This window comes from Geothrix paludis, from assembly GCF_022808815.1.
GTDB lineage: Bacteria > Acidobacteriota > Holophagae > Holophagales > Holophagaceae > Geothrix > Geothrix paludis.
In genome coordinates this window covers 231,626-257,226 of sequence record NZ_JAKZLC010000004.1, presented here as the reverse complement: position 1 = coordinate 257,226, position 25,601 = coordinate 231,626, and the positions used below count along the sequence as shown (strand labels likewise).

Genomic DNA, 25,601 nt, shown 5'->3' with positions numbered 1-25,601 from the left:
ATGCCCTCCGTGGGCAGATATCTTGCTCCGATTCCAGGCCCGGGTGGGGAATTCCAGGGGTCGCGCCGGGTCCCCCGGGGGCGACCCAGGCTGATGGCGGAGGGATTTCCTTGTAGAATCAAGGGTTCTACCGGAGTTTCGCCATGCCCTTCCAGCCCCTGACCCAGGAACCCGAGATCCAGCGCCGCTGGCTCGAGTCCGGCGCTTTCCGCGCCAAGCGGTCGGGGGAGCTGCTGCCGGATTCCAAGACCTTCTACATGTTGGTGATGCTGCCCTACCCCAGCGGGCGCATCCACATGGGCCACGTGCGGAACTACACCCTGGGCGATGTCACGGCCCGCTTCCGCCGGATGCGGGGCTACGAAGTCATGCACCCCCTCGGCTGGGACAGCTTCGGCCTCCCGGCAGAGAACGCCGCCATCAAGCACGGCATCCACCCCGCCATCTGGACCCGCAAGAACATCGAGGAGATGAAGGGCCAGATCCAGAAGATGGGCATCAGCTACGACTGGGACCGCGAGATCGCCAGCTTCCAGGACGACTACTACCGTTGGAACCAGTGGCTCTTCCTGAAGATGTGGGAGGCGGGGGACGTGTTCCGCGCCATGCGCACCGTGAACTGGTGCGAGGCGCTGGGAACCGTGCTGGCCAACGAGCAGGTGGTGGACGGCAAGGACGAGCGCACGGGCTTCCCCGTCGTGCAGAAGCCCCTGGAGCAGTACTTCTTCAAGACGACGAAGTACGCGGACGAGCTGCTCGAGTGCCTGGATGGCCTCGACTGGCCCGAGAACGTGAAGACCATGCAGCGCAACTGGATCGGCCGCTCCGAGGGCGCGCGTCTGGCCTTCGACCTGGAAGGCGACAGCCGGATCCTAGCGGGCATCCGCCAGGTGGAGGTGTTCACCACGCGCCTGGACACGCTCTTCGGCGTCACGTTCATGGCCCTCAGCACCGAGCATCCCGCCATCGAGAAGGCCGCCGAGACCGATCCCGCGCTGAAGGCCTTCTGCGACCAGGTGGCTGCCGTGAGCCGCGAGGAGCGACTCACCAGCGACGTGAAGCTGGGCCACCGCACGGCCCTCTCCGTGATCCACCCCTTCACGGGCGAGAAGGTGCCGGTCTTCGCTGCCAACTACGTGCTCATGGACTACGGCACCGGGGCCGTCATGGGCGTGCCCGCCCATGACGAGCGCGACCACGAATTCGCGAAGAAGTACGGCCTGCCCATTCCAAAGGTCATCGAATCGGAAAGCGAATGGGACCTCGGCACCCTGGTCAACAGCGGCGACTTCACGGGGATGAAGAGCGAGGATGCCGTCACGGCCATGATCGCCAAGCTCGGCGCCCGCGCCGAGAAGACGACCACCTACAAGCTCAAGGACTGGGGCCTCAGCCGCCAGCGCTACTGGGGCACGCCCATCCCGACGGTGCATTGTGATGCCTGCGGCGTCGTCCCCGAGAAGCCCGAGAACCTGCCCGTGCGCCTGCCCGAGGATGTGGCCTTCACCGGCCACGGCCCCTCGCCGCTGACGACGTCTTCCTCCTTCTTGGACACGATGTGTCCAAGCTGTGGCAAGCCGGCCAAGCGCGAGACCGACACCATGGACACCTTCGTGGACTCGAGCTGGTACTGGCTGCGCTACCTGGACCCGAAGAACACGGAGCTGCCCTTTGCCAAGGCCGAGAGCGATGCCTGGATGCCCGTGGATCTCTACGTGGGTGGCATCGAGCACGCCACCATGCACCTCATCTACGCGCGGTTCTTCTACAAGGTGCTGCGCGATCTCGGCCTGGCTTCGGGCCCCGAGCCCTTCCAGAAGCTCATCTGCCAGGGCATGGTGCTGAAGGACGGCTCGAAGATGAGCAAGTCCAAGGGCAACATCGTCGATCCCGACGAGGTGATTTCGAAGTACGGGGCGGACGCCCTGCGGCTCTTCATGATCTTCGCCGCCCCCATCGAGAAGGAGATCGACTGGACCGGTTTCGAGGGCATCGAGGGCGCCAGCCGCTTCCTCAAGCGCGTCACCCGTATGGTGGAGGACCACGCGGTGACGGGCGACGCCCTGCCGACCAAGGACCAGCTCGCCGCCGCGGAGAAGACCCTCCTCATCAAGCTCAACCAGACCATCGCCCGGCTCACGGACGACCTGGAGCGCCGCTACCAGTTCAACACCGTGGTCTCGGGCCTCATGGAGCTGTCCAACGCGCTCTCCGACCTGCCCGCGGACGCGCCGCACCGCGGGGCCGCGATGCAGCACGCGCTCGACGCCTTCGTGCGCATGATGTCGCCCGTGGCGCCCCACCTGGCCGAGCAGCTTTGGAGCCAGCTCGGCAAGGCCGGCCTCTGCATGCAGGCCGCCTGGCCCGAGGCGGACGCGCAGTATCTGGAGGCCGACGAGGTGCTGGTGGTGGTGCAGGTGAACGGCAAGGTGCGCGGCCGCATCACCGTGCCGGCCCACGCCGGCGAGGCGCAGCGCCGCGAGGCCGCCCTGGCCTGCGCCGAAGCCCAGCCCCACCTGGCGGGCAAGGAGATCGTGAAAGTGGTCCTTCCTCCGGGCGGCAAGCTCGTGAGCATCGTGGTGAGAGGGTAGACTCTTTTTTTCTGCCCTGAGGTCATCAATGAATCCCGCGCCCTCCTTGCGTCGCCACATCTTCCCGATGGCTCTATGCGTCCTGGGGTTCTTGGTTGCCTGTGGTGGGGGTGGAGGGGGCACCCAGCCCACCCCGCCTCCTCCGCCTCCACCTCCGCCTCCCGCGTCGCCCCTGATCTCGACCTTCACGGCTGCCCAGGCGGTGGTGCCCATGGGTTCGTCCACGGCCCTCACCTGGACTCTGGACGCTTCCGTAACCGCCGTCTCGCTCGACGGCCAGGCCCTGTCCGGGACGTCGGGGAGCACGACCGTCGCGCCCAGATTCAGGCAGTCCTACACTCTGGTGGCCACGGACGGCAAGCGCACGGAAACCCGGGTGGTCAAGGTCGCGGCGCAGGGGCTGGACCTCGTCGCCGGAGACCTGGGTGGGAGCGGCTGCCTGGACGGCATCGGCCGGGAGGCCCGGTTTTCCTGGCCCTGGCTGATGGCCTCTGACCCGCAGGGAAACCTGATCGTCGCTGATCCCAACTTCTGGTACAGCGTGCGCCGGGTGACGCCCGCAGGGGTGGTCACCACCCTGGCTGGGAACCCGGCCGAGGCTGGGTACGTGGACGGACCCGCAGGTTCCGCCAGGTTCGGCCAGATCGCCGGCCTGACGGTGGCTCCGGATGGAACCATTCTCGTCATTGATTTCGGGAACCAGAAGATCCGGAAGATCGCCCCCGATGGAACCGTAAGCACGTTCGTGAGCTTCGCGCAGGGAGGTTCCGGCGCCTTCCAATACAACCCAGCGCTGGACGCTTCTGGAAACCTGTATGTGTCTGCCTATTTCAAGGGAGAGATCCAGCGCATCACGCCTTCCGGCGTGGCCACCCAGTTCTCGACCGGGTTCACCTATCCTGGGGGTCTGACCGTCCTTCCCAACGGCTCATTGCTGGTCATCGAGACGTTTGACGGCACGCTCTGGTCCGTGGATGCCAATGGCGCAAGATCCTCTGTCCCCTTGACCTTTGATCTGGCGGACGTCCAGAGCGGGTACATCTCGAGCATCCAGGCGGTGGCGTCGGACCCCAGTGGCGGAATCTACCTGTCGACGTCTCGGTTCGGGCTCCTGTACCGGGATGCCGCTGGTCTGGTCCACACGGTGACCGGATGGAAGGAGGGCCGGTTCCTCGGAGGCGGGTTCCCCTTCGGGCTCGCCTGGATGGGAGACCGCCTCGCCCTGGGTGTGGCGAATTACGGAGGAGAGATCGCCACCCTGCTCCCCGGTGGCCGGCCGGCATCCCTGGCGGGCTGGAGCGCCGGAGGGGTCTTCCAGGAGGATGGCCCGGGGGCCGCCGCCCGCTTTGCCCGTCCCCGGAGCCTCGCTCTGGGAAGCCAGGGGGAGATCTACGTCGCCGACCAGGATGCCAGTGGCGCGTTTGCGGGCGTGATCCGAAAGGTGATGCCGGATGGAATCGTATCCACCCTCCGCAAGCAGGTCGGCTGGGGTTACTTGAGTGGATCGGGAGACGATACCCATCTGCTGCCGCTTGCCGATGGCCGGGTGCTCTATTCCAGCGGGAATGCCATCGGCGCCGTGACCCAGACGGGGGATCTCTCGAGCTTCCTGACCGGCGGCACCGGAGGAATCACGGGCCTCTGCAAGGATGCCAGCGGCAACATCTTCTTCGGCGAGGGGACCGGGATGGTCGCCCAGGCCCGAGTCCGCAAACTGACTCCCACCGGTCAGTTGTCCATCGTGGCGGATGTGTCGGCGGGCGTTCGTTCCATCGCGGGGCTGACGGTCGACGCCTCGGGCAGGCTTTTTGCGGCCGATCCCTTGTCACAAGTCGTCTGGAGCCTTTCTCCGACGGGAGCTTCCACCCGGTTGGCCGGAGTGGACCTATCCCCGGGATCCACCGATGGCCCCTTCGGGCTGGGGCGGATGCGCGAACCGCGCGCCATCGCACCCCATCCCTCGGGCCGGATCCTGATCTGCGACCGCGGAAACCGGGCCATCCGGACCCTGGCCAGCGACGGTTCGCTGGCGACCCTGGGAGGTTCCCCGGTTCGGTCGGGGGTGCGGCTGGGGTCGTCCCAGGTCAGTTTCACCGACCCGACCGACCTGGTGGTGACGCCCGAAGGTGACCTGATCATCACGGATGGCTACGCGATCCTCCGCTGGACCGCGCCATTCGGAGAGTAGGTATCCCCGGAAGGACCGCGTTCCACCGGAGAACGTGCCTCCGGGTGGGAGAGATGGACCCGGGACAGTAGAATCATGGGTTCGGAGATCCCATGCCTGTCGCCTTGAAATCACTCCCTTCCGTCGTCGATACCGTCCTGGACCTGGTGGGGAATACTCCCCTGCTGCGCCTCACCCGTTTCGCGCCGGGCCTCCAGCTCTTCTCCAAGCTCGAGTACCTGAACCCCGGCGGCAGCGTGAAGGACCGCATCGGCGTGGGAATGATCAAGGCTGCGGAGGCGCTCGGCCAGATCAAGCCCGGCGTGAGCACCATCATCGAGCCCACGGCCGGCAACACGGGCGTGGGCCTCGCCATCGCCGCCAAGGCCCTGGGCTACCGCTGCATCCTCTGCGTGCCGACGAAGTACAGCCGGGAGAAGATGATGCTCATGAAGGCCCTGGGGGCCGAGCTGGTGCTCATCCCCAAGGAGCAGGGCATGAAGGGCGCCATCGCCAAGTGCCAGGAGCTGGCGGCGAGCATCCCCCACGCCTTCGTGCCCCAGCAGTTCGACAACCCGAGCAACCCCGACAGCCACTACGCCACCACGGGCCCCGAGATCTGGCAGCAGATGGAGGGCCGCGTGGACGCCGTGGTGCTGGGCGCCGGCAGCGGCGGCACCTTCACGGGCATCGCCCGCTACCTCAAGGAGAAGAACCCCGCCCTCAAGGCCGTGGTGGTGCAGCCCGTGGGCTCCGTCTACTGCGGCGCCCCCGTGGGCGAGTGGGTGGTGGAGGGCGTGGGCAACGGCTTCATCCCCGCCAGCCTCGACCTCTCCCTGGCGGATCGCATCATCGACGTGGCGGACGCTGACAGCCTGGCTACGGCCCGGGAGCTCATCGCCACCGAGGGCTGCCTGGTGGGCGCCTCCGCGGGGGCCAATGCCTGGGCCGCTCGCGAGTTCGCGAAGACCCTGCCCGCCGGTTCCCGGGTGGTGACGCTCTTCCCCGACGGGGCCGAGCGCTACATGTCCAAGCAGCCCGTGGCCGACCTGGAGCTCTGATGCCGCTCTCGCCCCGGGACCTCGTCGCCTGCCTCCTGGATGCCGGCGCCGTGCGCCTCCAGCCCCTGGACCCCTTCACCTGGGCCAGCGGCCTGAAGGCGCCCATCTACTGCGACAACCGCCAGCTCCTGGGCTTCCCCGAGGCCCGCGGCCAGATCGTGGCGGCCCTGGCGGAGCGGGCCGCCAGCTTCGCCCCCACGCTCGTGGCCGGCGCCGCCACGGCGGGCGTGCCCTGGGCGGCCATGGTGGCGGACCGCCTGGGCCTGCCCATGGCCTACGTGCGCCCCACGCCCAAGAACCACGGCATGGGCCGCCAGGTGGAGGGCCCCCTGGCCAAGGGGCACCGCGCCGTGCTCATCGAGGACCTGATCTCCACGGGGATGTCCAGCCTCAAGTGCGCGGACGCCCTCCGGGCCGAGGGCGCCGAGGTGCCGGCGGTGCTGGCCCTCTTCAGCTACGGCCTGCCCCAGGCGGAGCAGGCCTTCGCCTCGGCGCACATTCCATTCGAGGTGCTCGGCTCCTTCCAGGTGCTCTCCGAGGAGGCCGAGCACCGCGGCATCCTGGATGCCGCCGGCCTGGCCGCCCTGGCGGACTGGCGTACCGATACCGTGGCCTGGAGCCGCGCCCGCGGCGGGGCGTAGGCGTCGACCCATCCCGGCGAAAGGCTTGGACAGGATTAACAGGATGAAAAGATGGATTAACGGGATTAAAGAAGAATAAAGAGTTCTCGTTTCGCTTTTGTCTTTTGTTTTTGAATCCTGTTCATCCTTCAGAATCCTGTTCATCCTGTCCTGTTTTTTTGAGGTCCAGTCATGAAGCTCTATACGCGCACCGGCGATGACGGCTCCTCGGGGCTTTTCGGGGGGGAGCGGGTCAGCAAGTCCCACCTGCGCCTGGTGGCCTATGGCACTCTGGACGAGCTGAACAGCGTCATGGGCCTGCTGCTGCTCCACGCCACGGCTCCCTGCGCCACACAGGAGGCCCTGCAGCGCGTCCAGCATGACCTCTTCGTGCTAGGGGCCATCCTCGCCACGCCGGCCAATCGCCAGGAGCTGCTGGGCGCTCGCATGAGCGCCCCCACCTGGACCCTGGCGGACATGGAGGCGGACATCGACCGCCTGACGGCCCTGGCGCCGCCCATGACGGCCTTCGTGCTGCCCGGGGGCACGTCCGCCTCGGCTCACGCCCACCTGGCTCGCACGGTCTGCCGCCGGGCCGAGCGCGAGGTGGTGGCCCTCACCCACGAGGAGCCGCTGAACCCCGCCGTCCTGGCCTACCTGAACCGCCTCAGCGACTGGCTCTTCGCCCTCGCCCGCGCCGAGAACGCCACTGCCGGCGTGGCCGATATCCAGTGGGTGCCCAAGGACTGATGTGATGTCGAAGCGCGCCTGACGAAATCTCGCGTCACCGCTCGAGGAGCGCGGGGTGGGCGCCCCACGGCATCAGCGCCCGTGGCAAAGGAGAAGGGGGCCGGATGGCCCCCTTCTCCATGGTGCATGTGGTTCCGCTAGAACTTCAGGCGGAAGCCCATCTGGTAGCGCCGTGGCGCCTGGAAGGCGTAAGGCTGGCCTGCTACGGCCGCATTGTAGATCGTCGTCGTTCCGGAGCGGACATTCAGGCCTTCGGAAACCCCGGTGACCTCCTGGCGGTTCGTCAGATTGATGATGTCCAGATAGACCTCGGAGCGGAGCTTCTGGTTCCACTTCCAGGCGTACTGAACGCGGATGTCACTCTGCCAGAAATTGGGGGTCCGGAACTTCCCGGCCTGCTCGGTGAACACATCGTTGATGTCCTTGGGAGCGCTGTTCAGCACGCGGGTGCCGACCTTGTCGCTGGCGCTGTAGTGGTAGCCGGAGTTCGCATTGAAGTTCATGGCCACCTGCAAGCCCATGTCCCAGTGGTAGAAGGCGTTGAACTTCGCCATCCAGTCCACGGAGCCATCCAGCTTGCCGTTCATGTAAGGCAGGCGGGGGTCATACTGCGCCAGATCGCCCTGGTAGTCGGCGTTGCCGAGGCTGAAGCTGTTGCCCTGTCCATCCACCAGGCTGACCGAAGCGAAGCCGCCCCAGTTATTGGATTCCCGCCGGCTGACGGTGACATCGAGGGTCTTGTACTTGCGGACGCCGCCCGGCAGGTTGGCCAGGGCGAAGTTGAGCTGGCCCGCGTTGGCACGAGCCAGGTTCTGGGCCCCGGTGAACCCACCACCGGCGAAATATTCAACCGGCATGGCGAGTCCTCGGAAGTAGTCCACCACGCGTTTCTGCTGGGCGGTAAGGGAGGCGTACGGCGCCGTGGCGGCGCTGCCCATGCCCCACAACGCCCGGGCCTCGCCTTCGAGGTTGTCGGCGCTGGTGTAGAGCCCGATGTCCCAGTCCTCCACGATGTCGAAGTCGCGGCGCAGGGTTCCGACGACTTCAAAGGAGTAGATCCTGGCGAAATCGGTGGCGTAGCCGAGGCGGAACTCATCGGTCTTGGGGAGCTTGAACTTGTCGACGAAGACCGCGTCCACAGAGCCCTTGGTGCCGCGGTTGATGGCGGTGATCCAGGTGTTGAACATCCGCACGTCTTCGGTGGTGGCCGAAGCCTGGAGGCTGCCGGTGAACCGCACCATGTCCAGGCGGATGGGATCGATGTAGCGGCCCCAATAGGCGTAGATCTTGGAATGGCCGTCACCCTTCACATCGTAGGTCGCGCCAATGCGGGGGGCGAAGTTGTAGTCCGTTTTGAAGAGGGACTGGCCGTTGTCCGCCTTGTACTCGTACTTGTCGAACCGGAAACCGGGGCTCAGCGTGAACCGGCCGACCTGCCACTGATCCTGGATGTAAAACCCCTGGGTGAGCTGCTTGGGCGTGGAGCTGGCCGAGGACACGAAATTATTCCGGTAGCCGTAGTAGCCGCCGATGGGATTCGCTTCGTTGAACGTGTAGCTGTTGAAGTCCGAGGACTGGAACACGCCGCCGGTACCGGTCGGCGTGTAGCCGGCGGCGATGGCCGCGGCCTTGAGGGAGGGCGTGTTGTTGATGGCGCCCAGGACACGGGCACGCTGCGACCTCACCTGGCCGCCGGGCAGGGCCCCCCAGGTATAGGTGCCGAGGTCGAAGCTCTCATAGGCTGCGCCCTGGCTGATGCCGGAGGTGCGGGTGAGGGAGTCTTCGCCGCTCTGGCCGCCGAACTTGACGGTGTGGTTGCCCAGGGCGCTGAAGAGCCAGGTCAGGTCCGCGCGGAGGAGATCCTTCTTGTAGACGCGCAGGTCCATCGCGGAGCTGTTGCCCTGCTGCGCCTGGTCGGGCGTGAGCGCAGAGAGGGAGACGATGGTGTTCTGCGGTCCGGCATCCGTGTAGAGGCCGGTGACCTTGTTGTCCTCCTGGTGGTGGGAGTAATGCACGTCCACGAAGAGGTTGGCGAACTGGTGGGAGTAGGCCGCGATCCAGCGGTTGCCGCCCCACTCGGTCTTGGCCGCTCGGCGCGTGACAACGCCGGGACTGGTCAGGTTGTCAAAGTCGTAGGGGTTGGTGTTGTAGGTGAAGCTGAACAGATCCTCGGGGGTGATCTGCCAGGTCAACTTGCCGAAGAAGCGCTTGCCATCCTCGTTCAGGCCCGTGCGCGACTCGCCGCTGGGGAGCTTGACGGTCAGCTCGTCCTTGACGGATTGGATGCTCCCGACGAACCAGAGCTTGTCCTTGATGATGGGGCCCATGAAGAAGGCGCTGTAGTCTCGGACGCTGCGCTCACCCACGTCGTACTTCCCGTAGCCGACCTTGTTCTGGAGCGAAGGGCTCTGGTAGTCGACGGTCAGGCCGCCTGAGTACTCGTTACCACCCACCTTGGTCGTCACGCTGGAGAACAGGCCGGCGCGGGCGGTGTATTCCGCCGTGATGGCGCCGGTTTTCACGTCCTGAACCTGGATCAACTCGGGGGCGATGGTCGTGCGCAGCGTGCCGGCCTCAGGGCTGGTCACATCCACGCCGTCCACGAGGTAGGTATTGTTGCGGCCGCCGCCGGATCCGAAGTTGTCGCGGTTGAGGCCTGTGGCCAGGGTGGGATTGCCGTTGGTGTTGCCGAGGGTGGCGATCACCCCGGGAGCCAGATTCAGCGTGGAGAGCTGGGTGCGGCCGACAGGAAGGGTTTCCAACTCAGCGGAGGTGATCTGGGTGCCGGTGGTGACGGTGGTGGCATCCACCGCGGCCACATTGGACACCACTTCGACAGTGGCGGCCCCCAGGGGCTGGAGCTTGAGGTTGGCCGAGGAGGTCTGGTCCACTTTGACATCGATGGCGGAGAGGGTGGCGGTCTGGAATCCCTCCTTGGACACCTGGACCTTGAAGTCACCGGGGCTCAGGCGGATGAACCGGGCATTGCCCTCCTTGTCGGAAGGCACGGTGCGGGCGCCGCCGATCTGGGTGGGGCTGGTGACGATGACCGTCGCGCCTGCGACAGGTTTGCCCTGGGAATCCAGCACCTTGACGTACAAGTTGCCGTCACCGGCAGCGAAGGCCGTGGCGCCAGCGGCCACAAGAAGGGCCGTGGTGCGGGCCATTCGGCGGGGGGAGAGATGCATGCAGAACTCCTGGTGGGTGCGGAAGGCCGCACAGGTGAAGGTTGTCGAGACATCGAGCCTGCCTTCGCCTAGACCGCGGCCGACCTCCATCCAGGATTCATGGAGGTGGGGCGACGGGCCCGGGGAGTAACGGGACGTCGATGTCGAAAGAGCGGAGAGTGCGATAAGGATAGGACAAGTTCTCGGATCCTTTCCTGTTTTTCTTAACCTTTTGATGCGCTACATCGCAACGCGATATTAATGGGTTGATCGACTGGAAGCCTGGGAAATAGAAGGAGATTGAAGCCATCTTGGTTAAAGAATAGACGATTGATTCATCATCAATAATGGATGGATGTCCAATGAAAACGGGCCCCGAAGGGCCCGTTTTCATTGCGGTCGTGGGTTCCGATTAGAACTGGAACTTCACGCCGAACCGATAGCGGCGGCCGACCTGCCAGCTGTTGGCAGCGCCGTAGCGGGGATCCGGAGCGCCGCCCTGGTCGGTGGCCTGCTGGAGCTGGCCGGTGGCGTAGCGGGTGTTGAACAGGTTGAACACGTCCACGCTGGGGACCAGCTTGTACTTCTTGCCGATCTTGTAGGCCCAGTCGAGGTGCAGGTCCACGTTGTTGATGGCGGGCGTACGGCCGGCGTCGCCCTGGACTCCGCGGGTGGCCACGGCGTCGCCGTAGAAGCCGATGTCCAGGAACTTGTAGGTGTCGGACATGGGGCCGATCCACTGGGTGCCGATGCCATAACCAGCGCCAGTGGCCCAGTTGTTGACATTGTTGTAGGCGGCCTCGGAGGAGACGACGATGGGGTTGCCGCTCAGGGTGGTGTTGTTGTCGTAATCGAGGTAACCCAGGTGGGCGGTGTCGTAGCCCGGGGCCCTGCCGTGGGTCAGGGAGCCGTCATCCCAGGCGCTGTTGGGGGTGCCGCTCTGGTAGGTCCAGTTGACGCCCACGTTCAGGTCGCCGCCGAAGAAGTCGAAGCGGTGGCTGGCGAAGAGCTTGACCACGTGGGTGCGGTCGTTGGGCAGCAGGCCCCAGCCCACATAGGGGAAGTAGTCGAAGCTGGCGGTGATGTTGCCGTCCGCCTGGCCGTTGGAGCTGGACACCACGCCCTCGTAGTTGCCTTCCAGGCGGCTCCAGGTGTAGCTGAAGCTGAAGGTGTCGCGGTCAGTCTTCTTGTCCAGGGTGAAGTCCACGCTCTGGTAGCGGTTCCCGGCCTTCTCATACCCGGTGTTCTGGACGGTGAAGAGACCCGTGGCCGGGTTGTAGTAGTCCAGGATGTTGATGCCGTAGCTGTTGTAGGGGTAGGGATAGCCGAAGTACGTGGAGCTGCCGGGCCCGCCCGCCAGGATCACGTTGGTCATGCTCTTGGCATTCGGACGCCACTGCTGGAAGGCGCCGGGGTTGCCGATGACGGCCGCGCCCGCGCCGTAGCGGGGAGTGCCGGAGGCGGTGGTGGAGATGGCCGGACCCTCATCGTAGGGGTTGCCGTACGAATCCGTGAACACCATGTCTTCCATGGGGTTCTTCAGCTCGCGGTACTTGGCGTGGACGCCCGCGGTCCAGCCGCTGGCGAAGGTGTGGTCCACGCCCAGGATGTACTCATTGCGCTCGGGGAGCTTGGTCCCTTCGGCGATGGGGTCGTAGCTGAAGGGCGTGCCGTAGTCGGTGATGGAGTTCGGCGTGGCCCCGTAGGTGTAGGCGCCGGTGGCGGTGTTGTAAGTGGAGTTGGTGGGGCGGTAGTTGTAGCGCAGGTAGGTCTCGTTCGCGTAGACGCGGATGGCCATGCGCTGGGGGATCTGCTCGAAGTACTTGGCGTAGTTGCCGCTGACCTTGGTCTTGCCGTCCTGGTTCACGTCCCAGGTGAAGCCCAGGCGAGGCTGCACGTAGTCCTTGAAGTTGTCGAACTTCATGAAGGACTTGTCGTGGAAGTCCCGCTGATCCTGGGTCTCGAAGCGGAAGCCATACATCAGCTTGACGCCGGCGCCCACATCCCACGTGTCCTGCGCGTAGAAGGCGTTGATGATGGCCTTCACGGTGGCGTTGGTGTGGAGGAACTGCCGGATGATCTGCGTCTGGGTGGGCGAGGACGTCACGTTGATCTGGACGCGCTCCCCACCGGAGGTGGCGGCGATCTCCGTGTACTTGGAGGTGAGCTGGGACAGGCCGAACTTCATGTTGTGGTTGCCCAGGAACCAGCTCAGGTCCACGCGGGCCTGGGTGGTCTGAGTCTTGTCCTCGCCCACGTAGTAGCCCGCGCCGCCGTGGGCATAGGCGAGACCGCTGCCGGCATTGGGATCGCCATTGGTGGAGCCGGGGCCAGTCTCTTCCCAGAGGTAGTCAGTCACACGGACAGTCGTGGTGTCCGTGGGATTGTTGGTGGTCTTGTACTGGGTGGTGCCCAGCTTGGCGCTGAGGAACAGGCTGGGGCTGATGTTCCAGTCGTAGTTCAGCACGAAGTTCTGGACGTCGAGCTTGGCGTTGTAGCCGAGCTGCGCGTTGCCCAGGGTGCCGGGGTACTGGTTGGGGAAATCGTCCTTCGTGCTGTTCACGTTGGCCGAGAAGGTGAGCTGCTGGTCCTGGGTCAGGTACCAGTTGATCTTGCCGATGACCTGGTAGGCGTCGACCGTCTCGTCGCCGTTGCGGAGGCCGCTGCGATTGGGCAGGTTGTTGCTCTGGGGGGACTCGGTCTTGCTGCCGTCCACGCCGATGAAGAAGAAGAGCTTGTCCTTGATGATGGGACCGCTCACCTCGCCGCCGAGGTCATAGCGGCTGGTGGGGGGATCCTGCTTGAAGTAGTCGTTCCTCTTGGGGACGGCCTGGATGCCGATGGCGTCCCAGGTGGCCCAGGCGGAACCCTTGAAGGCGTTGGTGCCGGACTTGGTGATGGCGTTGATCACGCCGCCAAGGGCGCTGAACTCGGGCTTGAAGCCGCCGGTCTGGACTTCCACCTGGTCGATGAAGTCGGTCACCAGCTGGGCGCCCTGGAAGCCGCGGGCCGTGTTGGTGGTGGAGAGGCCGTCCACGACGTAGCTGTTCTCAGCGCCCGAACCGCCGCCGATGGAGGGGTCGTTGTGCTGGTTGAGGCCGGTTCCGAACGTGCCGCCGGCGACCACGCCGGGAGCCAGCAGGGCGACGGTGCTCATGTCGCGGCCCTTGGGGATGGCGGACAGGTTGTCCATGGAGGTCACCAGACCCGTCTGGGTGGTGGTGGTGTCCACGGTGGCGGTGGTGCCGAGCACCTCGACCACGGTGGCCGCCTCGGAGGCCATCTTGATGTTGACGGGCTGGGTCTGGTTCACCAGGACGGTGAGGTTCTGGGTGAACTTCTGGAGGCCGGACTTGGTGACTTCGATGGTCCAGGCGCCGGGGTTCAGGAGGCCGAGGCGGAAGGAGCCGTCGGCGCCCGTCACCGCCTGGCGGGTGGTCTGGGCGGAGGTCAGGCGGACCGTCGCACCAGCGATCGGGGCGCCCTTGCCATCCGTCACCGCGCCGCTGACGGCGCCGGTGGTGGCCGTCTGCGCGTGCGCGACGATGCCGCTCCCGGCGACGATGGCGGCGGCTGTGAAGCCCAGCCGGGTTAAGACACGATTCATAGAAACTCCTTTGGGGGGAAGGCGGCAATGCCGCATGGTGCAGGTAAAAAGCGGGGGAACCCCAGGTCGAATGGAGGTAAACAAGTCCGCCGCAGGGTCTGCGGCGGGGGCGGTTCCGAATTCGGGGGACTGCCAAAGAGCGGGGACGAGTGTCGAAAGGATAGGTCAGGTTCCAAGAACTTTACAAATAAATTTGACCCTGAGTCTTGGAATACAGACATCGTTACGCGATGTATTCTGATCTAGACCTTTCGACAGGTTTTCCTTAGTACATAAGGAAAGAGGCCCTTGCGGGCCTCTTTCCTGAAGCGGCGTTCCCGATTAGAAGCGGAAGCCGGCGGATGCGGTGATCGTACGGGCCGTGCCGTAGCTGAGGTAGCTGCTGGGCTGACCGAAGCCAGCGGCGGCCACCCAGGGGGAATTCACGCTGCCGCCGCGCACGGCCTGGGGAGCGGAATTCCAGGCCGTGTTGAAGGTGACGAGCTGCTGGTGGTTGAACACGTTGCCGATGATCAGCTTGCCGAAGGCCGTCACGTCCTTGCCCGCCACCTTGAACAGGGGGAAGTCGTGGGTGATGGCCAGGTCCAGGTAGGAGGCGGCGTTGTAGACGCCGGCGCCACGCTGCTGGTCCATGTACTGGGTGGCGGTGGTGCCGAACTGGCTGCTGAGGTTCGTCAGGTACGGGTTGTTGGTGTCAGTGATCGCGCGGGTGGGATCGTAGTTCGGATCCGCAACCGTGCTCGTGCCACCCAGGGCCCGCGGGGTGATGTTGCGGGTGTTGCTGTAGTGGGAACCGGAATCAAAGCGGTAGACCAGGCCGAGGGAGGTCTTGCCGAACGAGTTCAGGTAGGTGCGGTTGCCGGTGACGCGCATGCGGATGGGCACGTGGCCGAAGAGGTAGCCCTCGGGGGTGGTCCAGTTGCGGTCGTAGAGGGCCACGCCATCCTGGACGTTGAAGTTGTTCAGACCCTCGCCGCGGCCGGGGGAGTTGGTGCTCTCGCCCTCGTAGTTGCCCTTCAGCTCGCTCCAGGTGATGTTGCCCAGGAAGCTCCACTCGTTGCGGTTGTAGCTGCCCTCGAGTTCCAGGCCCTTGTACTTGCGCTGGGCATCCGGGTTGTTGTTCCACACGCGGATGTAGATGGGGTTGCCCGTGGGATCGGACACGGTGCCCAGGTTGCCAACGCTGTAGTCGATGAGGTTCTTCCACTTCTTGTAGACGCCGGTGACCTTGACGTAGCCGTCGCCCATGGGGCCGTAGTTGAAGGAGTAGGCGTAGCTGCCCTGCACTTCATCCACGGTGGGGGCCTTGAGGTCGTTGCTCAGGCGGACGTTCAGCTTGGGGTCGTTGTAGTAGGTGGGGGTGCCGCCGATGTCGTAGAGGGCCAGGTTCTGCAGGGCCGTCAGGCTCATGGGCTGGAAGGGCCCGATGTAGGCGTAGTCGATCTCGGTGGGGTTGCCCTGGCTGGTGACGGAGTTGGTGATGCCCTCCAGCACCTTGGCGTTGTAGCGGGCGTAGCTCACACCGAAGATGTGCTTGCTGTCGCCGAAGAGGTCGTACTTCAGGCCCAGGCGCGGGGACAGGCCGTCGGCGCCGGCGGTCTCGGTGCCGCCCTCGTTCTTGGCCTTGTACTTGTCGAAGCGCAGGCCGAGCTGGAAGTTCCAGTGCTGGTTGAGGCTCCACTTGTCGTTGACGTAGAGGCCGTAGGAGTAGTTCTTGGCGGAGCCGGAACCGCTCTGGTAGGTCCAGACGTCAGCGCCGTAGGCCTGGCGGGTGGCCAGGTTCAGGCCATAGACGCCGAAGATGAAGCCGGTGGGCGTCTGCTCGTTCTTGGCCTGGCGCTTGCCCTCGTAGTAGTCGATGCCGAAATCGGTCTGGTGGCTGCCGGCGGCATCCCAGAAGAGACTGGCCTTGACGTTGTAGGTGCGGTTGTCGCGCTCGTCACCGCCGTCGGCGCTGTTGAAGATGCCGTTGTTGCTGTAGCCGCCGATGCCGTAGGTGTAGAAGGGGCTCTCGCCGTTGGGCGAGCCGCCGGCGGAGAGGTTCTGCTTCTTGTTGCCGACGTTCAGTTCCGTGGTGAAGTTGGTGGCCCAGGCAGCGCGCCAGGACAGCTTCCAGAACTCGCTGGTGTTGATCTGGGGCACCAGGGAGCGCAGTTCAGCCGCGGAGTAGTTGCGGTTGATCTGGTTGGTGCTGGAGTTCATGAACGACGCGATGACCGTGTGGTCCTGGTTGACGGACCAGGTCAGCTTCGCCTGCCTGCGGATTTCCTTGGAGGTCGCGGTGTAGCCGGCGTTCAGGCCTTCGGGACCGTTCAGGTTGGTGCCGGCGGGCCAGAGGCCGTAGACATCCTTCTGGTTGTAGGTGATGGCGCCAGCGGTGGCCTGGTCCGTCTTGAAGAAGGAGGCGGCGAACCACAGGCGGTCCTTGAGGATGGGGCCGCTCAGGAAGAGGGTCTTCTCTTCGTTGAGCACGTTGTTGATCTTGTTGCGGTCCTGCAGGGGGGCCGTGGCGTTCCACGCGGCATTGCTCAGTTCCCAGCGGAGGGAGCCGGAGAACTCGTTGCCGCCCGAGCGGGTGATGGAGTTGATGACGCCGCCGTCCACGTCGCCGTACTCGGCGGACATGGCGCCGGTGATGACCTGGGTCTCTTCGATGGAGTCATCGATGGTGCGGACGCCGCGGTTGTTGTAGGCGTTGTCGGCGATGTTCTGGCCGTCCAGCAGGTAGAGGTTGCCGGAGGTCATGGCGCCGCGGATCTGCACGCGACCGCCCACGCCAGCCGTGACGCCGGGGGTGAGGAGGGCGACGCCTTCCATCGTGCGGGCGTTGGGCAGGAGATCGACGGTGTCGTTGCGGTAGTTGCTGGCGGTCTTGACGTCAGTCTTGTCCACGGCGGGAGCGGCGGCGACCACTTCGACCACGGCGCCACCGGCCTTGCTCAGGGTGACCTTGGGGCTGAAGGTCTGGTCGATGCCGAGCTGCTCGGTGATCTTCCGGGTCTCGAGGCCGTCCTTGGTGTACTGGATGGTGTAGAGGCCGGGAGGCAGCAGGCGGGCGATGAACTTGCCCGTCGCATCCGTGACGTAGGTGCGGACGCCCTGGAGCGCGGGAGAGGTGAGGCGGACGGTGACGCCAGCCACGGGGGCGCCAGCGGCGTCGACCACCGTGCCGGTGACGTTCGCAGTCTGGGTGCCCTGCGAGTACAGCGCTGCCCCGCCCAGGGCGATGAGGGCCGTGAGACGGCCCAGGCGGTTGTTCAAGAGATGCATTGCATCCTCCGGAAGACCAGAGCCGGACAGGGCGGCTCTGCGTTGAAAAAACATCCGCGATCTCCGAGGGCGCCCGGGGAATTGCCCAGGCATCGGGGATGGCAGAAGGCATTAAAGGGGAGAAAGATCAGAGCACGATGATGCGGCCATTGTATTGCGATGGATATTAATTTTTGTTAATCCGGCCACAAAGTTGGGAACCGATTCGGCGGAATCGGCATCTCACTTTAGCTTTGAAGGTATGCCTCGAGTTGCGAGGTTATCGCAATGTCAAAAGGTCGCCTGAGTGGGAGTGACGGTATTTTCTCTGGACCGCTTAGAAGACCAAGTAGTTCAAGTTGAGCCTGCAGGTTTGACCGGGTTTGCCGTACGTAAGACGGGCCCCCGAAGGGGCCCGTTTCAGGGATGTGATGGCTGGGTTCAGAAGCTGAACTTCACGCCAAGGCGGACCCGGCGTCCGGCATCGTAGGCGGGGGTTCCGCCCACTACGCCGGTGGGTCGCATGTAGTTCGGATTGACGGTGTTGATGCCCAGATCCACGTTGGTGTCCAGCGCGGTGACCTTCTGCTGGTTGAAGACGTTGAACATGTTCGCGATGAAGACCAGGCGCTTGGATCCGCCCAGCTTGATGCTGTACTGGCCGGCCAGGTCCAGGAGGAAGCGGGAAGGCAGGCGCCCCTCCACGCCACGGCCATAGACCGGAATTTCGCCCGCGTTCTCATACACGGGGTGGGCCAGGTACGAGGTGATGGGGGTGCCGGTCAGGTAGCGGGCAGTGAAGCCCACGGTCAGCCCCATGTCGAAGTTGTAGCTGCCGCCGGAATTGACCACGAGGGTGCGATCCGAGGGCAGGGCGCCGATCAGGAACTGCTCCATGCCCGTGAGGCCGCGGGCGGGATCCGCCAGGAGTTCCACGGGGAGGTCATAGAGGCTCGAGATGTTGGGGTCGGACTGCCCGTTGTCGTTGCGGAACAGGCCCTCGTAGTTGCCTTCCAGCTTGGAGAGGCGCAGGTTCATGAAGGCGTTGTATTTGACCGTATTCTTCCTCATCTCGAATTCGAACGCGTAGTAGTTGCGCGTCGGGGAAGGGAAGGTGGCGGTACCGGTGAATCCCGTGAGGGCGGCGATGGCCCCGTTGTTCTCGCCGGGGTTCGCGATGAAGTAGCTGTCGCCATCCAGGGACATGTCTTCCAGGATCCGGCCGAGCTTGCGGTAGATGAAGCGGTTGCTGAGGGCCACGCCGTTCGGGAGCTCGACATCGAAGCCGAAGATCGACTCGTCCTGATACATGGACTTCGTGCCCGGAATGACGAGGGTCGTCTGGTCGCCGGTGGTGCGGTAGTGGGTCGTGGTGACGGTCGTGGTGCCGTCATCGATCACGGGGGTGCCGGTCAGGATGGGATTGGAGAGCCCATTGAACCCGGGAGCCAGGGTCAGGAAGTCCGACCGGTTCACGCCCTTCTCATTGGAGAAGGCGCGGACGCAGATGTCGTTGGGGACCTTCTCGAAGTAGCGGCCCCAGAAGGCGTAGAGCTTCGACTTGCCGTCGCCGCTCATGTCGTAGGTGACGCCGAGGCGCGGTGCGAGGTTGTCGCTGGCCTTGAACTTGTAGGTCTGATCCTGCCCGATCATCTTCTGGCCTTCCATGCGGAGGCCCAGCTTGAAATTGAACCGGTCCAGCTTGATGGCAGTCTGCAGGAAATAGGCGTCGTACTTCGTCTCCGTCTTGATCTGGGGATTCGAAATGTCACCCCGGACGATGCGGTAATAGGGCGTGCCGGCGGGGCCGCCATTGATGGACCCGTACCGCTTCTGGATGGAGAGCCCCTGGGAGAAGACCGCCCCGGAGTGCGGGTCCACGAAACCCAGCGGGCCTGAACGCTGCAGGTTGGACTTGTAGTCCACGTCCTCGTGCAGGTAGCCGATCTTGAAGTCGAACCTGCCCCAGGTCCGGGACAGCTTGACGTCGTACTGCTTGTTTTGGCCCTTCAGCTTCTGCTCATAGAGGCCGGCCGAATTGGGGGAGATGGTGGCGCCGCCCCGGGTGTCGACCACTGACCATTCGCTGTTGCCAAGGCCTGAAATCGCGGTCTCGAAGGTGTTCTCACTGGAGGTGACGCGGGCCTCCAGGAAGTACTCATTGGCGAAGGTGGCGTTGTACTTCAACGTCAGGGTCTGGCTGCCGAACTTCAATTCGGTGTCCTTGCCTTCGGTGCCCCGGAAGGAAGAGAAGAGCTGGGGACCCAGATCCCGCTTGCCGGGATCGCCGAACGCACTGAATTCCAGGATCTGATCGGTGGCCACCACCCACTGCAGCTTGCCGTAGTAGGAGTCGGTCTTGTTCTTGTTCTCAAGGGTCTGGCCGCTCCTCGGCCACGGATAGATGCCCTCGGGAGTGGTGGCGGTGGCCGAGGCAGCCGTGACGATGTGATACGGCGCGACCCGCTTCTGGGATTCCGAAACAGGGTTGTAACCAACGAAGTAGAAGAGCTTGTCCTTAATGATGGGGCCCGAGACGAAGAACCCAAGCTCCAGGCGGTCGTACGACTTCCAGGTGGGTTGCTCCGTGCCATCCGTGCGGTAGACCTGCCGGTCCGCGGCCTGGAGCCCATCGATGTCCAGGAAGGCGAACACGCTGCCCTGGAATGAGTTGGATCCCGATTTGGTGACGGCGTTGATGATGCCGCCCGTGCTCTGGCCGTACTCGGCCTCCATGGCGAAGCTCTTGACCTGGACTTCCTGGATGAAGTCCGAGTTGATGCCCGTGCCGAGGGAGCCATAGATGATGGAGAAGGAGCCGCTGCCACCGAAACCGGTGTTGGTGGTGTTGGCGCCGTCGATCACGTACTGGTTCTCGAGGCCGGAACCACCGGAGATCGAGGGGTTGTTGGCGCCCGTGCCGCCACCATCCACCACGCCGGGAGCCATGGAGGCAATGGCGGTGAAGGAACGGCCCAGGGGCATGGTGCTGAACTCGTCCGTGCTGAAGGACGTGCCGCTGGTCACCGTGGTGGTGTCCAGGGCCTGGGTGGTGGCGATCACCTCGACCACGGCGCCGGCTGCCCGGGTCATGGTGACCCGGACGGGCGTCAGGGTGTTGATGGAGGCGGTGGCGATGAGCTTCGTCGCCGTCTCGTAGCCGGCCGCCGTCACCGTGAGGTGGTACTGGCCGGGAATCAAGGCGGACGCCTTGAAGGCGCCATTGGCGTCGGTCACGCGGACAACCTGTCCGCGGCCGCCATCAAGGACGACCTTCGCGCCGGCGACCGGGGCCCCGTTCGGGGCCGTCACCGTCCCCGAGATGGCGCCCGTCGTGGCGTCCTGCGCGCACAGGATCACCCCGCCGAGGGCGAGGAGGGCCGTCAGACGGCCGAAGTGGGAGAAACGTCCATGCATACAGCCTCCATGGAAATCGGGGCCATGCATCGCAGGTCCCGAGGGTGAACGCGGGTCCTCCGCCAGACGTCGTCGATCAAGGGCCCGCTCGGGCCCCCAGGCTTGACGTCTGGGACTTCATCGTGGAAAAGATCGATTCTTGTTTGGTCGCATTATAACGGCAGGACCCAAGTCAATCGTCTTTTTTTATACATTTCTGGGAACCCTTGTCGGCAAGGGCGCACTTCTGCGGCTTATTGAGACTCAACAGCCGATGCTGTCCAGCAGCCAGGGGGCTTCCGCGGGCCGCGCTGCCGCGAGTTCCAGGGTGGCCAGGTAGGCGTCCGGCTTCAGCGAGTAGCCGGCCTTGGCATGGGCCGTGAAGACCACGTCCCCCGGTTCGATCCGTTGGCCGACGGTGACGCGAACCCGGATCCCCACGCCGAGATCCAGCACATCCTTCTGATCCTTCCGCCCGGCACCCAGCTCCATGGCGAGGAGGCCCAGGGCGCGGCCATCGATGGCGGCCACGTAGCCGGCCCGGTCGGCCCGGATGTCCACGGTCTGGCCGGCCTGGGGCAGGCGGCTGAAGTCGTCCAGGGCCTTCGCATCCCCGCCGTTGAGGGCCACGAAGCGCCGCAGGGTCTCCAGGGCGGAGCCGTCCTGGATGCTGGCCTCGACCAGGGCCCGGGCCTCCGGCAGCGCCTTGGCGGCGCCGCCCATGATCAGCATCTCCGCGGCCAGGCGGAAGCTCATCTGGGCCAGCTCGGAATCGCCGTGCTCGCCGCGCAGGATCTCCACGGACTCCATGACCTCCAGGGCGTTGCCGATGGCCCAGCCCAGGGGGGCGTCCATGCGGGTGATGAGGGCGCGGATCTGCATGCCGTGGGCGGTACCCACGTCCACCATGCTCTGGGCGAGAGTGCGGGCGTCCTCCAGGGTCTTCATGAAGGCCGTGGGCCCGCACTTCACGTCCAGCACCAGGGCGTCAGCCCCGCCCGCCAGCTTCTTGGACATGATGCTGGCGGTGATGAGGGGGATGCTCTCGACGGTGGCGGTGGTGTCGCGCAGGGCGTAGAGCTTCTTGTCCGCGGGGGCGATGTTTCCCGTGGGCGCGGAGTTGGCGAAACGGGTCTCCTTCAGGCTGCGGACGAACTCCGCGTCCGTGAGTTCCACCTTGAGGCCGGGGATGGCGGCGAACTTGTCCACGGTGCCGCCGGTATGGCCCAGGCCGCGCCCGCTGAACATGGGACAGGGCACGCCGCAGGCCGCCACGATGGGTCCGAGGATGAGGGTGGTCTTGTCGCCCACGCCGCCGGTGCTGTGCTTGTCGACCTTGGTGCCAGGCACGGCGGAGAGGTCCATGCGCTTGCCGGAGTCGCGCATGGCCAGGGTGAGGGCCAGGGTCTCCTCGGTGGTCATGCCGCGCCAGCAGATGGCCATCAGCAGCGAGGCGCTCTGCTCGTCAGGAACGCTGCCGTCGGCCGCGCCCTTCACCCAGAAGGCGATCTGCTCAGGCGACAGGGCGCCGCCCAGCTTCTTGGTGTAGATCAGGTCGTACATCCGCATGGGATGACTCCTCGGCTGAAGGCCCTCAGATGCTCTGGACCAGGCTCTCGAAGGCCCCGGCGTCGCTGCGGCCCTTGAAGCGGGCCTTGTATTCGGCCAGGTCCTTCATGGCCTGGGCGCGATCACCGGCCAGGCGGTCGGCATCCATCTGGCTGGCCCAGAAGGCCTCGGCCCAGGGCTCGCCGGGGGTGGCCTTGGCCCGCAGGCCGTCCAGCTGGGCCCGCGCGGCATCGGCCTGCCCCAGGGCCAGGGCCCGCTGGGCGAGGCGGATCTTGCCCCAGGGGTCCTCGGCCTTGGCCGGGGCCTGTTCCTTCCCGTCCAGGGCCAGGCGCCAGCTGCTAAGCAATCCGGCGGTGGCGGCCTTCCGCGACGAAGGCGCCTGGTTCACCAGGGCCTCCAGGCGACCCAGGCGCTCCCGCATGCGCTTCTCCACCTCGGCAGGGGGGACGGGCGTCACGCCATCACCCTCGACCTCCATCTCCAGAGCCGAAAGGGCGGCCTCGTGCTTTTCCACGGCCTGGGTCTGATAGGCGCTCCAGCCGCCGTAGATGAGCCCCGCCAGCACCAGGGCCCCGATGCCGATGAGGATGGGCTTCAGGAGCGCACCGTCCTCGTCCTCGCTCTTGCCCAGCTTGGTCTGGAAGTGGGCCAGGCTCTGCGCCGGCTTCTGGACCTGGATCTCGCGGTTTTTGGTGGGACGGGCCATGGCGGACCTCTCAGATGGAGCAGCACTCAAACCATTGAGGATGCACCAATCCCCTCGGTTCCGGCACTTGAAAATGCGCCGCTGCCTGATATGCTGGCTCTTCCTGCCTGGGTAGCTCAGTTGGTAGAGCAATGGATTGAAAATCCATGTGTCGGCGGTTCGATTCCGTCTCCAGGCACCAGAAATCTAAGGCCCCCGAATGGGGGCCTTAGATTTCTGGCGAGACGGAATCGAAGTCACAGCAGTCTTGGGGCGCGTTTCGGAGGCCGAAGGACGCGCAGCGTCTGGAGGCCAGAGGCGCCCCTAGACTGCGTGCGGCGGAGGGGACGCGCGCGAGCGCGGCCCCGGAGGATTCCGTCTCCAGGCACCAAAACCAAGGCCCCCAAACCGGGGGCCTTGGTTCGTGAACGCGCGAAAGGTTCCTATTCCGCCCCCGCCGGCCGGTAGTCGTCGGCCAGGGTGACGGGGACCTTCTGCTTGACCTCGTTCTGGATCTGGTCGCTGAGGGTCTGCATGTGCTGCTGTCGCCAGAGTTCGGGCAGCTGGGACTTGACGGTCTCGAAGGGGGGGATGCCCTGGGCGCGGCCCTGGGCCTTGAGAGCTTCGACGCGCTCCTTGTAGAAGGCCTGGAGCTGCTCGTCGGTGGGGTTCATGCCCGCCATGCGCTTCTTCATCAGGGCCTGGAAGTAGACGTTGGCCTGCTGCTGCTCCAGCTGGCGCTTCACGGAGGGATCCTGATCGAGCCCGGTCTGCGCCGCATAGGTGGTGATGGCCCGCGACATGGCGATGCGCTGGGCGAGCTGGGCCCGGTCGTTGCGGGCGGCAGCGTCCGTCAGGAAGGCCTGGGCCTCCTTGGGATCCGGGGACAGGCTCTTCACGATGTCCTGGAACTCGGCTTCGGTGAGCTTGCTCCCGCCGATGTTGGCGATGACACGGCTGGAATCCGGCTTGGCGGCCTTGCCGCAGCCCAGGGCGAGGGCAAGGAAAAGGGCCGGCATCGCGATCAGGCCGGCTCGATGGGTCATCTTGGACATGGAACCCCCAACAAAGGCATCAAAGCATCCAGAATGACAGGTCCGGGAGGATCGCATGAGCCGAATTGATGACCTGAAGGGCCTAGATCTGGCGGTCTACAGCGCCACATGGTGCCCGGATTGTCGTCGCCTGGAGACCTGGCTGACGGGCCAGGGTGTGGCCCACCGGAAGGTGGACATCGAGACCGTCCCAGGTGCGGCAGAAAAACTCGAGACGGAAACCGGGAAACGGGCCATCCCGTTCGTGCTGGTGAACGGGGAGCGCTGGGTCCGGGGCTACCACAAGGAGCTGCCTCAGCGGCTGGACGGGGATCTGCTGGTGACGGAGCTGCTGGCGGCGGGGAAGTAAGCCGCCCCGGACACGCGCTTGATGCTCACCGGTGCGGAGCCCCGCTCGGGACAGGCAGTGGAGCCTGTCCGCTCGCGACCCGCATCCGGTTCGCGGGTCCGGGGCTATCACAAGGAATTGCCTCAGCGGCTGGACGGGGATCTGCTGGTGGCGGAGCTGTTGGCGGCGGGGAAGTAGCGCCATGCCGCGGGCCTGCCTGGATCCATCCGGGCAAGGGCTGCTCTGTTCCCTGGCCTGGGGGGGGTGGTTCGTGGCACTCTAGGAGGTTCTCCGGGAGCCGCCAGTGGCCAGCATTTTTTCCAGCCAGTTCTGGTCCAACATCTTCAATTCGGACCTCGCCATCGACCTTGGCACGGCGTCGACCCTGATCCATACGAAGCAGGCGGGCCGCATCGTCATCTACGAACCCTCCATCGTGGCCGTGAACACGGTCACCCATGACGTGGAGGCCGTGGGCGACGAGGCCAAGCAGCTGCTGGGCCGCGCCCCCCAGGGCGTCCGGACCATCCGACCCATGAAGGACGGCATGATCTTCGAGGTGGATGCCGCCGAGAAGATGCTGGCCCAGTTCATCTCCAAGGCCCGGCCCAACCGTGGCATCGCCCGCACCCGCATCGTGGTGAGCGTGCCGCCCCGGGCCCACCAGGTGGCCCGCCGGGCCGTGAAGCAGGTCTGCTACGACGCCAAGGCCGGCGAGGTCTTCATCGTGGACCAGACCATGGTGGCCGCCATCGGCGCGGGCCTGGCCATCAACGAGAAGCGCGGCTGCATGATCGTGGACATCGGCGGCGGCACCACGGACGTGGCCGTCATCAGCTACAACGGCAAGGTGTTCTCGGATTCCATCCTCATCGCCGGCGACGAGATGGACGAGGCGGTGATCAAGTACATCCGCGAGAAATACAACGTGCTCATCTCCGAGGCCTCGGCCGAGGAAGTGAAGTGGACGCTGGGTTCGGCCTTCCCCTCGGAGTTGACGCGGACCATGGAGGTGAGCGGCCGGGACCAGTTCGAGGGCCTGCCCAAGACCCTGACGCTCAACGACGCGGAGATCCGCGAGGCGCTGGCCGAGCCCATCAACGCCATCATCGACCTGGTCCGCAAGGCCCTCAACGAGACCCCGCCCCAGCTGGCGGCGGACCTCATCGACCGCGGCATCTGCCTCACGGGCGGCGGCTCGCTGATCCAGGGCCTGGACGAGCGGCTGCGCAAGGAGACCCACCTGCCGGTCTTCCGCGCCGAGGATCCCCAGACCGCCGTGGTGCGGGGAACCGCGCTCCTGCTGGAGAACATCCCGCTCCTGCGCCGCATCCAGATCCTCGACTAGCTGGCGGG

Annotated in this window: 14 protein-coding genes and 1 tRNA gene; 8 read left to right on the top strand and 7 right to left on the bottom strand. The window is 65.3% G+C overall.

Annotated elements, in window-relative coordinates:
• The first annotated feature begins 143 nt into the window (after nt 1-143).
• From leuS to MLE64_RS11630, 5 genes are all read left to right on the top strand, one after another.
• Nucleotides 144-2,591, top strand: coding sequence for a leucine--tRNA ligase (leuS, locus tag MLE64_RS11650; protein ID WP_243317892.1), 2,448 nt, complete (start codon nt 144-146; stop codon nt 2,589-2,591).
• Nucleotides 2,592-2,802: 211 nt separating this feature from the next.
• Nucleotides 2,803-4,779, top strand: a complete 1,977-nt coding sequence (locus MLE64_RS11645) for an NHL repeat-containing protein (RefSeq protein ID WP_243317891.1) — start codon at nt 2,803-2,805, stop codon at nt 4,777-4,779.
• 92 nt (nt 4,780-4,871) lie between these two features.
• The gene (locus tag MLE64_RS11640; RefSeq protein ID WP_243317890.1) at nt 4,872-5,819 is read left to right on the top strand and encodes a PLP-dependent cysteine synthase family protein; all 948 of its coding nucleotides are present in this window, start codon (nt 4,872-4,874) and stop codon (nt 5,817-5,819) included.
• Nucleotides 5,819-6,460 (top strand): orotate phosphoribosyltransferase, encoded by a 642-nt coding sequence (pyrE, locus tag MLE64_RS11635; RefSeq protein WP_243317889.1) that lies wholly within the window; start codon nt 5,819-5,821, stop codon nt 6,458-6,460. The genes MLE64_RS11640 and pyrE overlap by 1 nt, the downstream gene beginning before the upstream one ends.
• Before the next feature lie 171 nt (nt 6,461-6,631).
• Entirely contained in the window at nt 6,632-7,189 is a 558-nt protein-coding gene (locus tag MLE64_RS11630) for a cob(I)yrinic acid a,c-diamide adenosyltransferase (protein WP_243317888.1), read from the top strand.
• 137 nt (nt 7,190-7,326) lie between these two features.
• On the opposite strand, the gene MLE64_RS11625 is transcribed toward MLE64_RS11630, so the two are convergent.
• The 6 genes from MLE64_RS11625 to MLE64_RS11600 form a co-directional block, all read right to left on the bottom strand.
• Complete coding sequence (locus MLE64_RS11625) at nt 7,327-10,377, bottom strand: TonB-dependent receptor (protein WP_243317887.1); 3,051 nt, start codon at nt 10,375-10,377, stop codon at nt 7,327-7,329.
• Between the two features lie 391 nt (nt 10,378-10,768).
• Nucleotides 10,769-13,963, bottom strand: coding sequence for a TonB-dependent receptor (locus tag MLE64_RS11620; protein WP_243317886.1), 3,195 nt, complete (start codon nt 13,961-13,963; stop codon nt 10,769-10,771).
• 321 nt (nt 13,964-14,284) lie between these two features.
• Complete coding sequence (locus tag MLE64_RS11615) at nt 14,285-17,233, bottom strand: TonB-dependent receptor (protein ID WP_243317885.1); 2,949 nt, start codon at nt 17,231-17,233, stop codon at nt 14,285-14,287.
• Nucleotides 17,234-17,653: 420 nt separating this feature from the next.
• Entirely contained in the window at nt 17,654-20,629 is a 2,976-nt protein-coding gene (locus MLE64_RS11610) for a TonB-dependent receptor (protein ID WP_243317884.1), read from the bottom strand.
• A gap of 243 nt (nt 20,630-20,872) precedes the next feature.
• Complete coding sequence (locus MLE64_RS11605) at nt 20,873-22,177, bottom strand: thymidine phosphorylase (protein WP_243317883.1); 1,305 nt, start codon at nt 22,175-22,177, stop codon at nt 20,873-20,875.
• Nucleotides 22,178-22,202: 25 nt separating this feature from the next.
• Nucleotides 22,203-22,883 (bottom strand): YfgM family protein, encoded by a 681-nt coding sequence (locus MLE64_RS11600; RefSeq protein ID WP_243317882.1) that lies wholly within the window; start codon nt 22,881-22,883, stop codon nt 22,203-22,205.
• A gap of 105 nt (nt 22,884-22,988) precedes the next feature.
• Between MLE64_RS11600 and MLE64_RS11595 the strand changes: the two genes are divergently transcribed.
• A tRNA-Phe gene (locus MLE64_RS11595) sits at nt 22,989-23,064 on the top strand.
• A gap of 241 nt (nt 23,065-23,305) precedes the next feature.
• On the opposite strand, the gene MLE64_RS11590 is transcribed toward MLE64_RS11595, so the two are convergent.
• Entirely contained in the window at nt 23,306-23,917 is a 612-nt protein-coding gene (locus MLE64_RS11590) for a hypothetical protein (RefSeq protein WP_243317881.1), read from the bottom strand.
• Nucleotides 23,918-23,972: 55 nt separating this feature from the next.
• On the opposite strand from MLE64_RS11590, the gene MLE64_RS11585 reads away from it, so the two are divergent.
• Nucleotides 23,973-24,266, top strand: a complete 294-nt coding sequence (locus MLE64_RS11585) for a glutaredoxin family protein (protein ID WP_243317880.1) — start codon at nt 23,973-23,975, stop codon at nt 24,264-24,266.
• A gap of 283 nt (nt 24,267-24,549) precedes the next feature.
• The gene (gene mreB, locus MLE64_RS11580; RefSeq protein WP_338028450.1) at nt 24,550-25,593 is read left to right on the top strand and encodes a rod shape-determining protein; all 1,044 of its coding nucleotides are present in this window, start codon (nt 24,550-24,552) and stop codon (nt 25,591-25,593) included.
• Nucleotides 25,594-25,601: the final 8 nt, after the last annotated feature.

What these genes read in the sequence shown, in the direction of transcription:
- leuS (WP_243317892.1), top strand. Translation starts at nt 144, where the DNA reads ATGCCCTTCCAGCCCCTGACCCAGGAACCCGAGATCCAGCGCCGCTGG.
- MLE64_RS11620 (WP_243317886.1), bottom strand. Translation starts at nt 13,963, where the DNA reads ATGAATCGTGTCTTAACCCGGCTGGGCTTCACAGCCGCCGCCATCGTC.
- MLE64_RS11600 (WP_243317882.1), bottom strand. Translation starts at nt 22,883, where the DNA reads ATGGCCCGTCCCACCAAAAACCGCGAGATCCAGGTCCAGAAGCCGGCG.
- MLE64_RS11630 (WP_243317888.1), top strand. Translation starts at nt 6,632, where the DNA reads ATGAAGCTCTATACGCGCACCGGCGATGACGGCTCCTCGGGGCTTTTC.
- MLE64_RS11640 (WP_243317890.1), top strand. Translation starts at nt 4,872, where the DNA reads ATGCCTGTCGCCTTGAAATCACTCCCTTCCGTCGTCGATACCGTCCTG.
- MLE64_RS11645 (WP_243317891.1), top strand. Translation starts at nt 2,803, where the DNA reads ATGGGTTCGTCCACGGCCCTCACCTGGACTCTGGACGCTTCCGTAACC.
- pyrE (WP_243317889.1), top strand. Translation starts at nt 5,819, where the DNA reads ATGCCGCTCTCGCCCCGGGACCTCGTCGCCTGCCTCCTGGATGCCGGC.
- MLE64_RS11605 (WP_243317883.1), bottom strand. Translation starts at nt 22,177, where the DNA reads ATGCGGATGTACGACCTGATCTACACCAAGAAGCTGGGCGGCGCCCTG.
- MLE64_RS11610 (WP_243317884.1), bottom strand. Translation starts at nt 20,629, where the DNA reads ATGCATGGACGTTTCTCCCACTTCGGCCGTCTGACGGCCCTCCTCGCC.
- MLE64_RS11590 (WP_243317881.1), bottom strand. Translation starts at nt 23,917, where the DNA reads ATGTCCAAGATGACCCATCGAGCCGGCCTGATCGCGATGCCGGCCCTT.
- MLE64_RS11625 (WP_243317887.1), bottom strand. Translation starts at nt 10,377, where the DNA reads ATGCATCTCTCCCCCCGCCGAATGGCCCGCACCACGGCCCTTCTTGTG.
- MLE64_RS11615 (WP_243317885.1), bottom strand. Translation starts at nt 17,233, where the DNA reads ATGCATCTCTTGAACAACCGCCTGGGCCGTCTCACGGCCCTCATCGCC.
- MLE64_RS11585 (WP_243317880.1), top strand. Translation starts at nt 23,973, where the DNA reads ATGAGCCGAATTGATGACCTGAAGGGCCTAGATCTGGCGGTCTACAGC.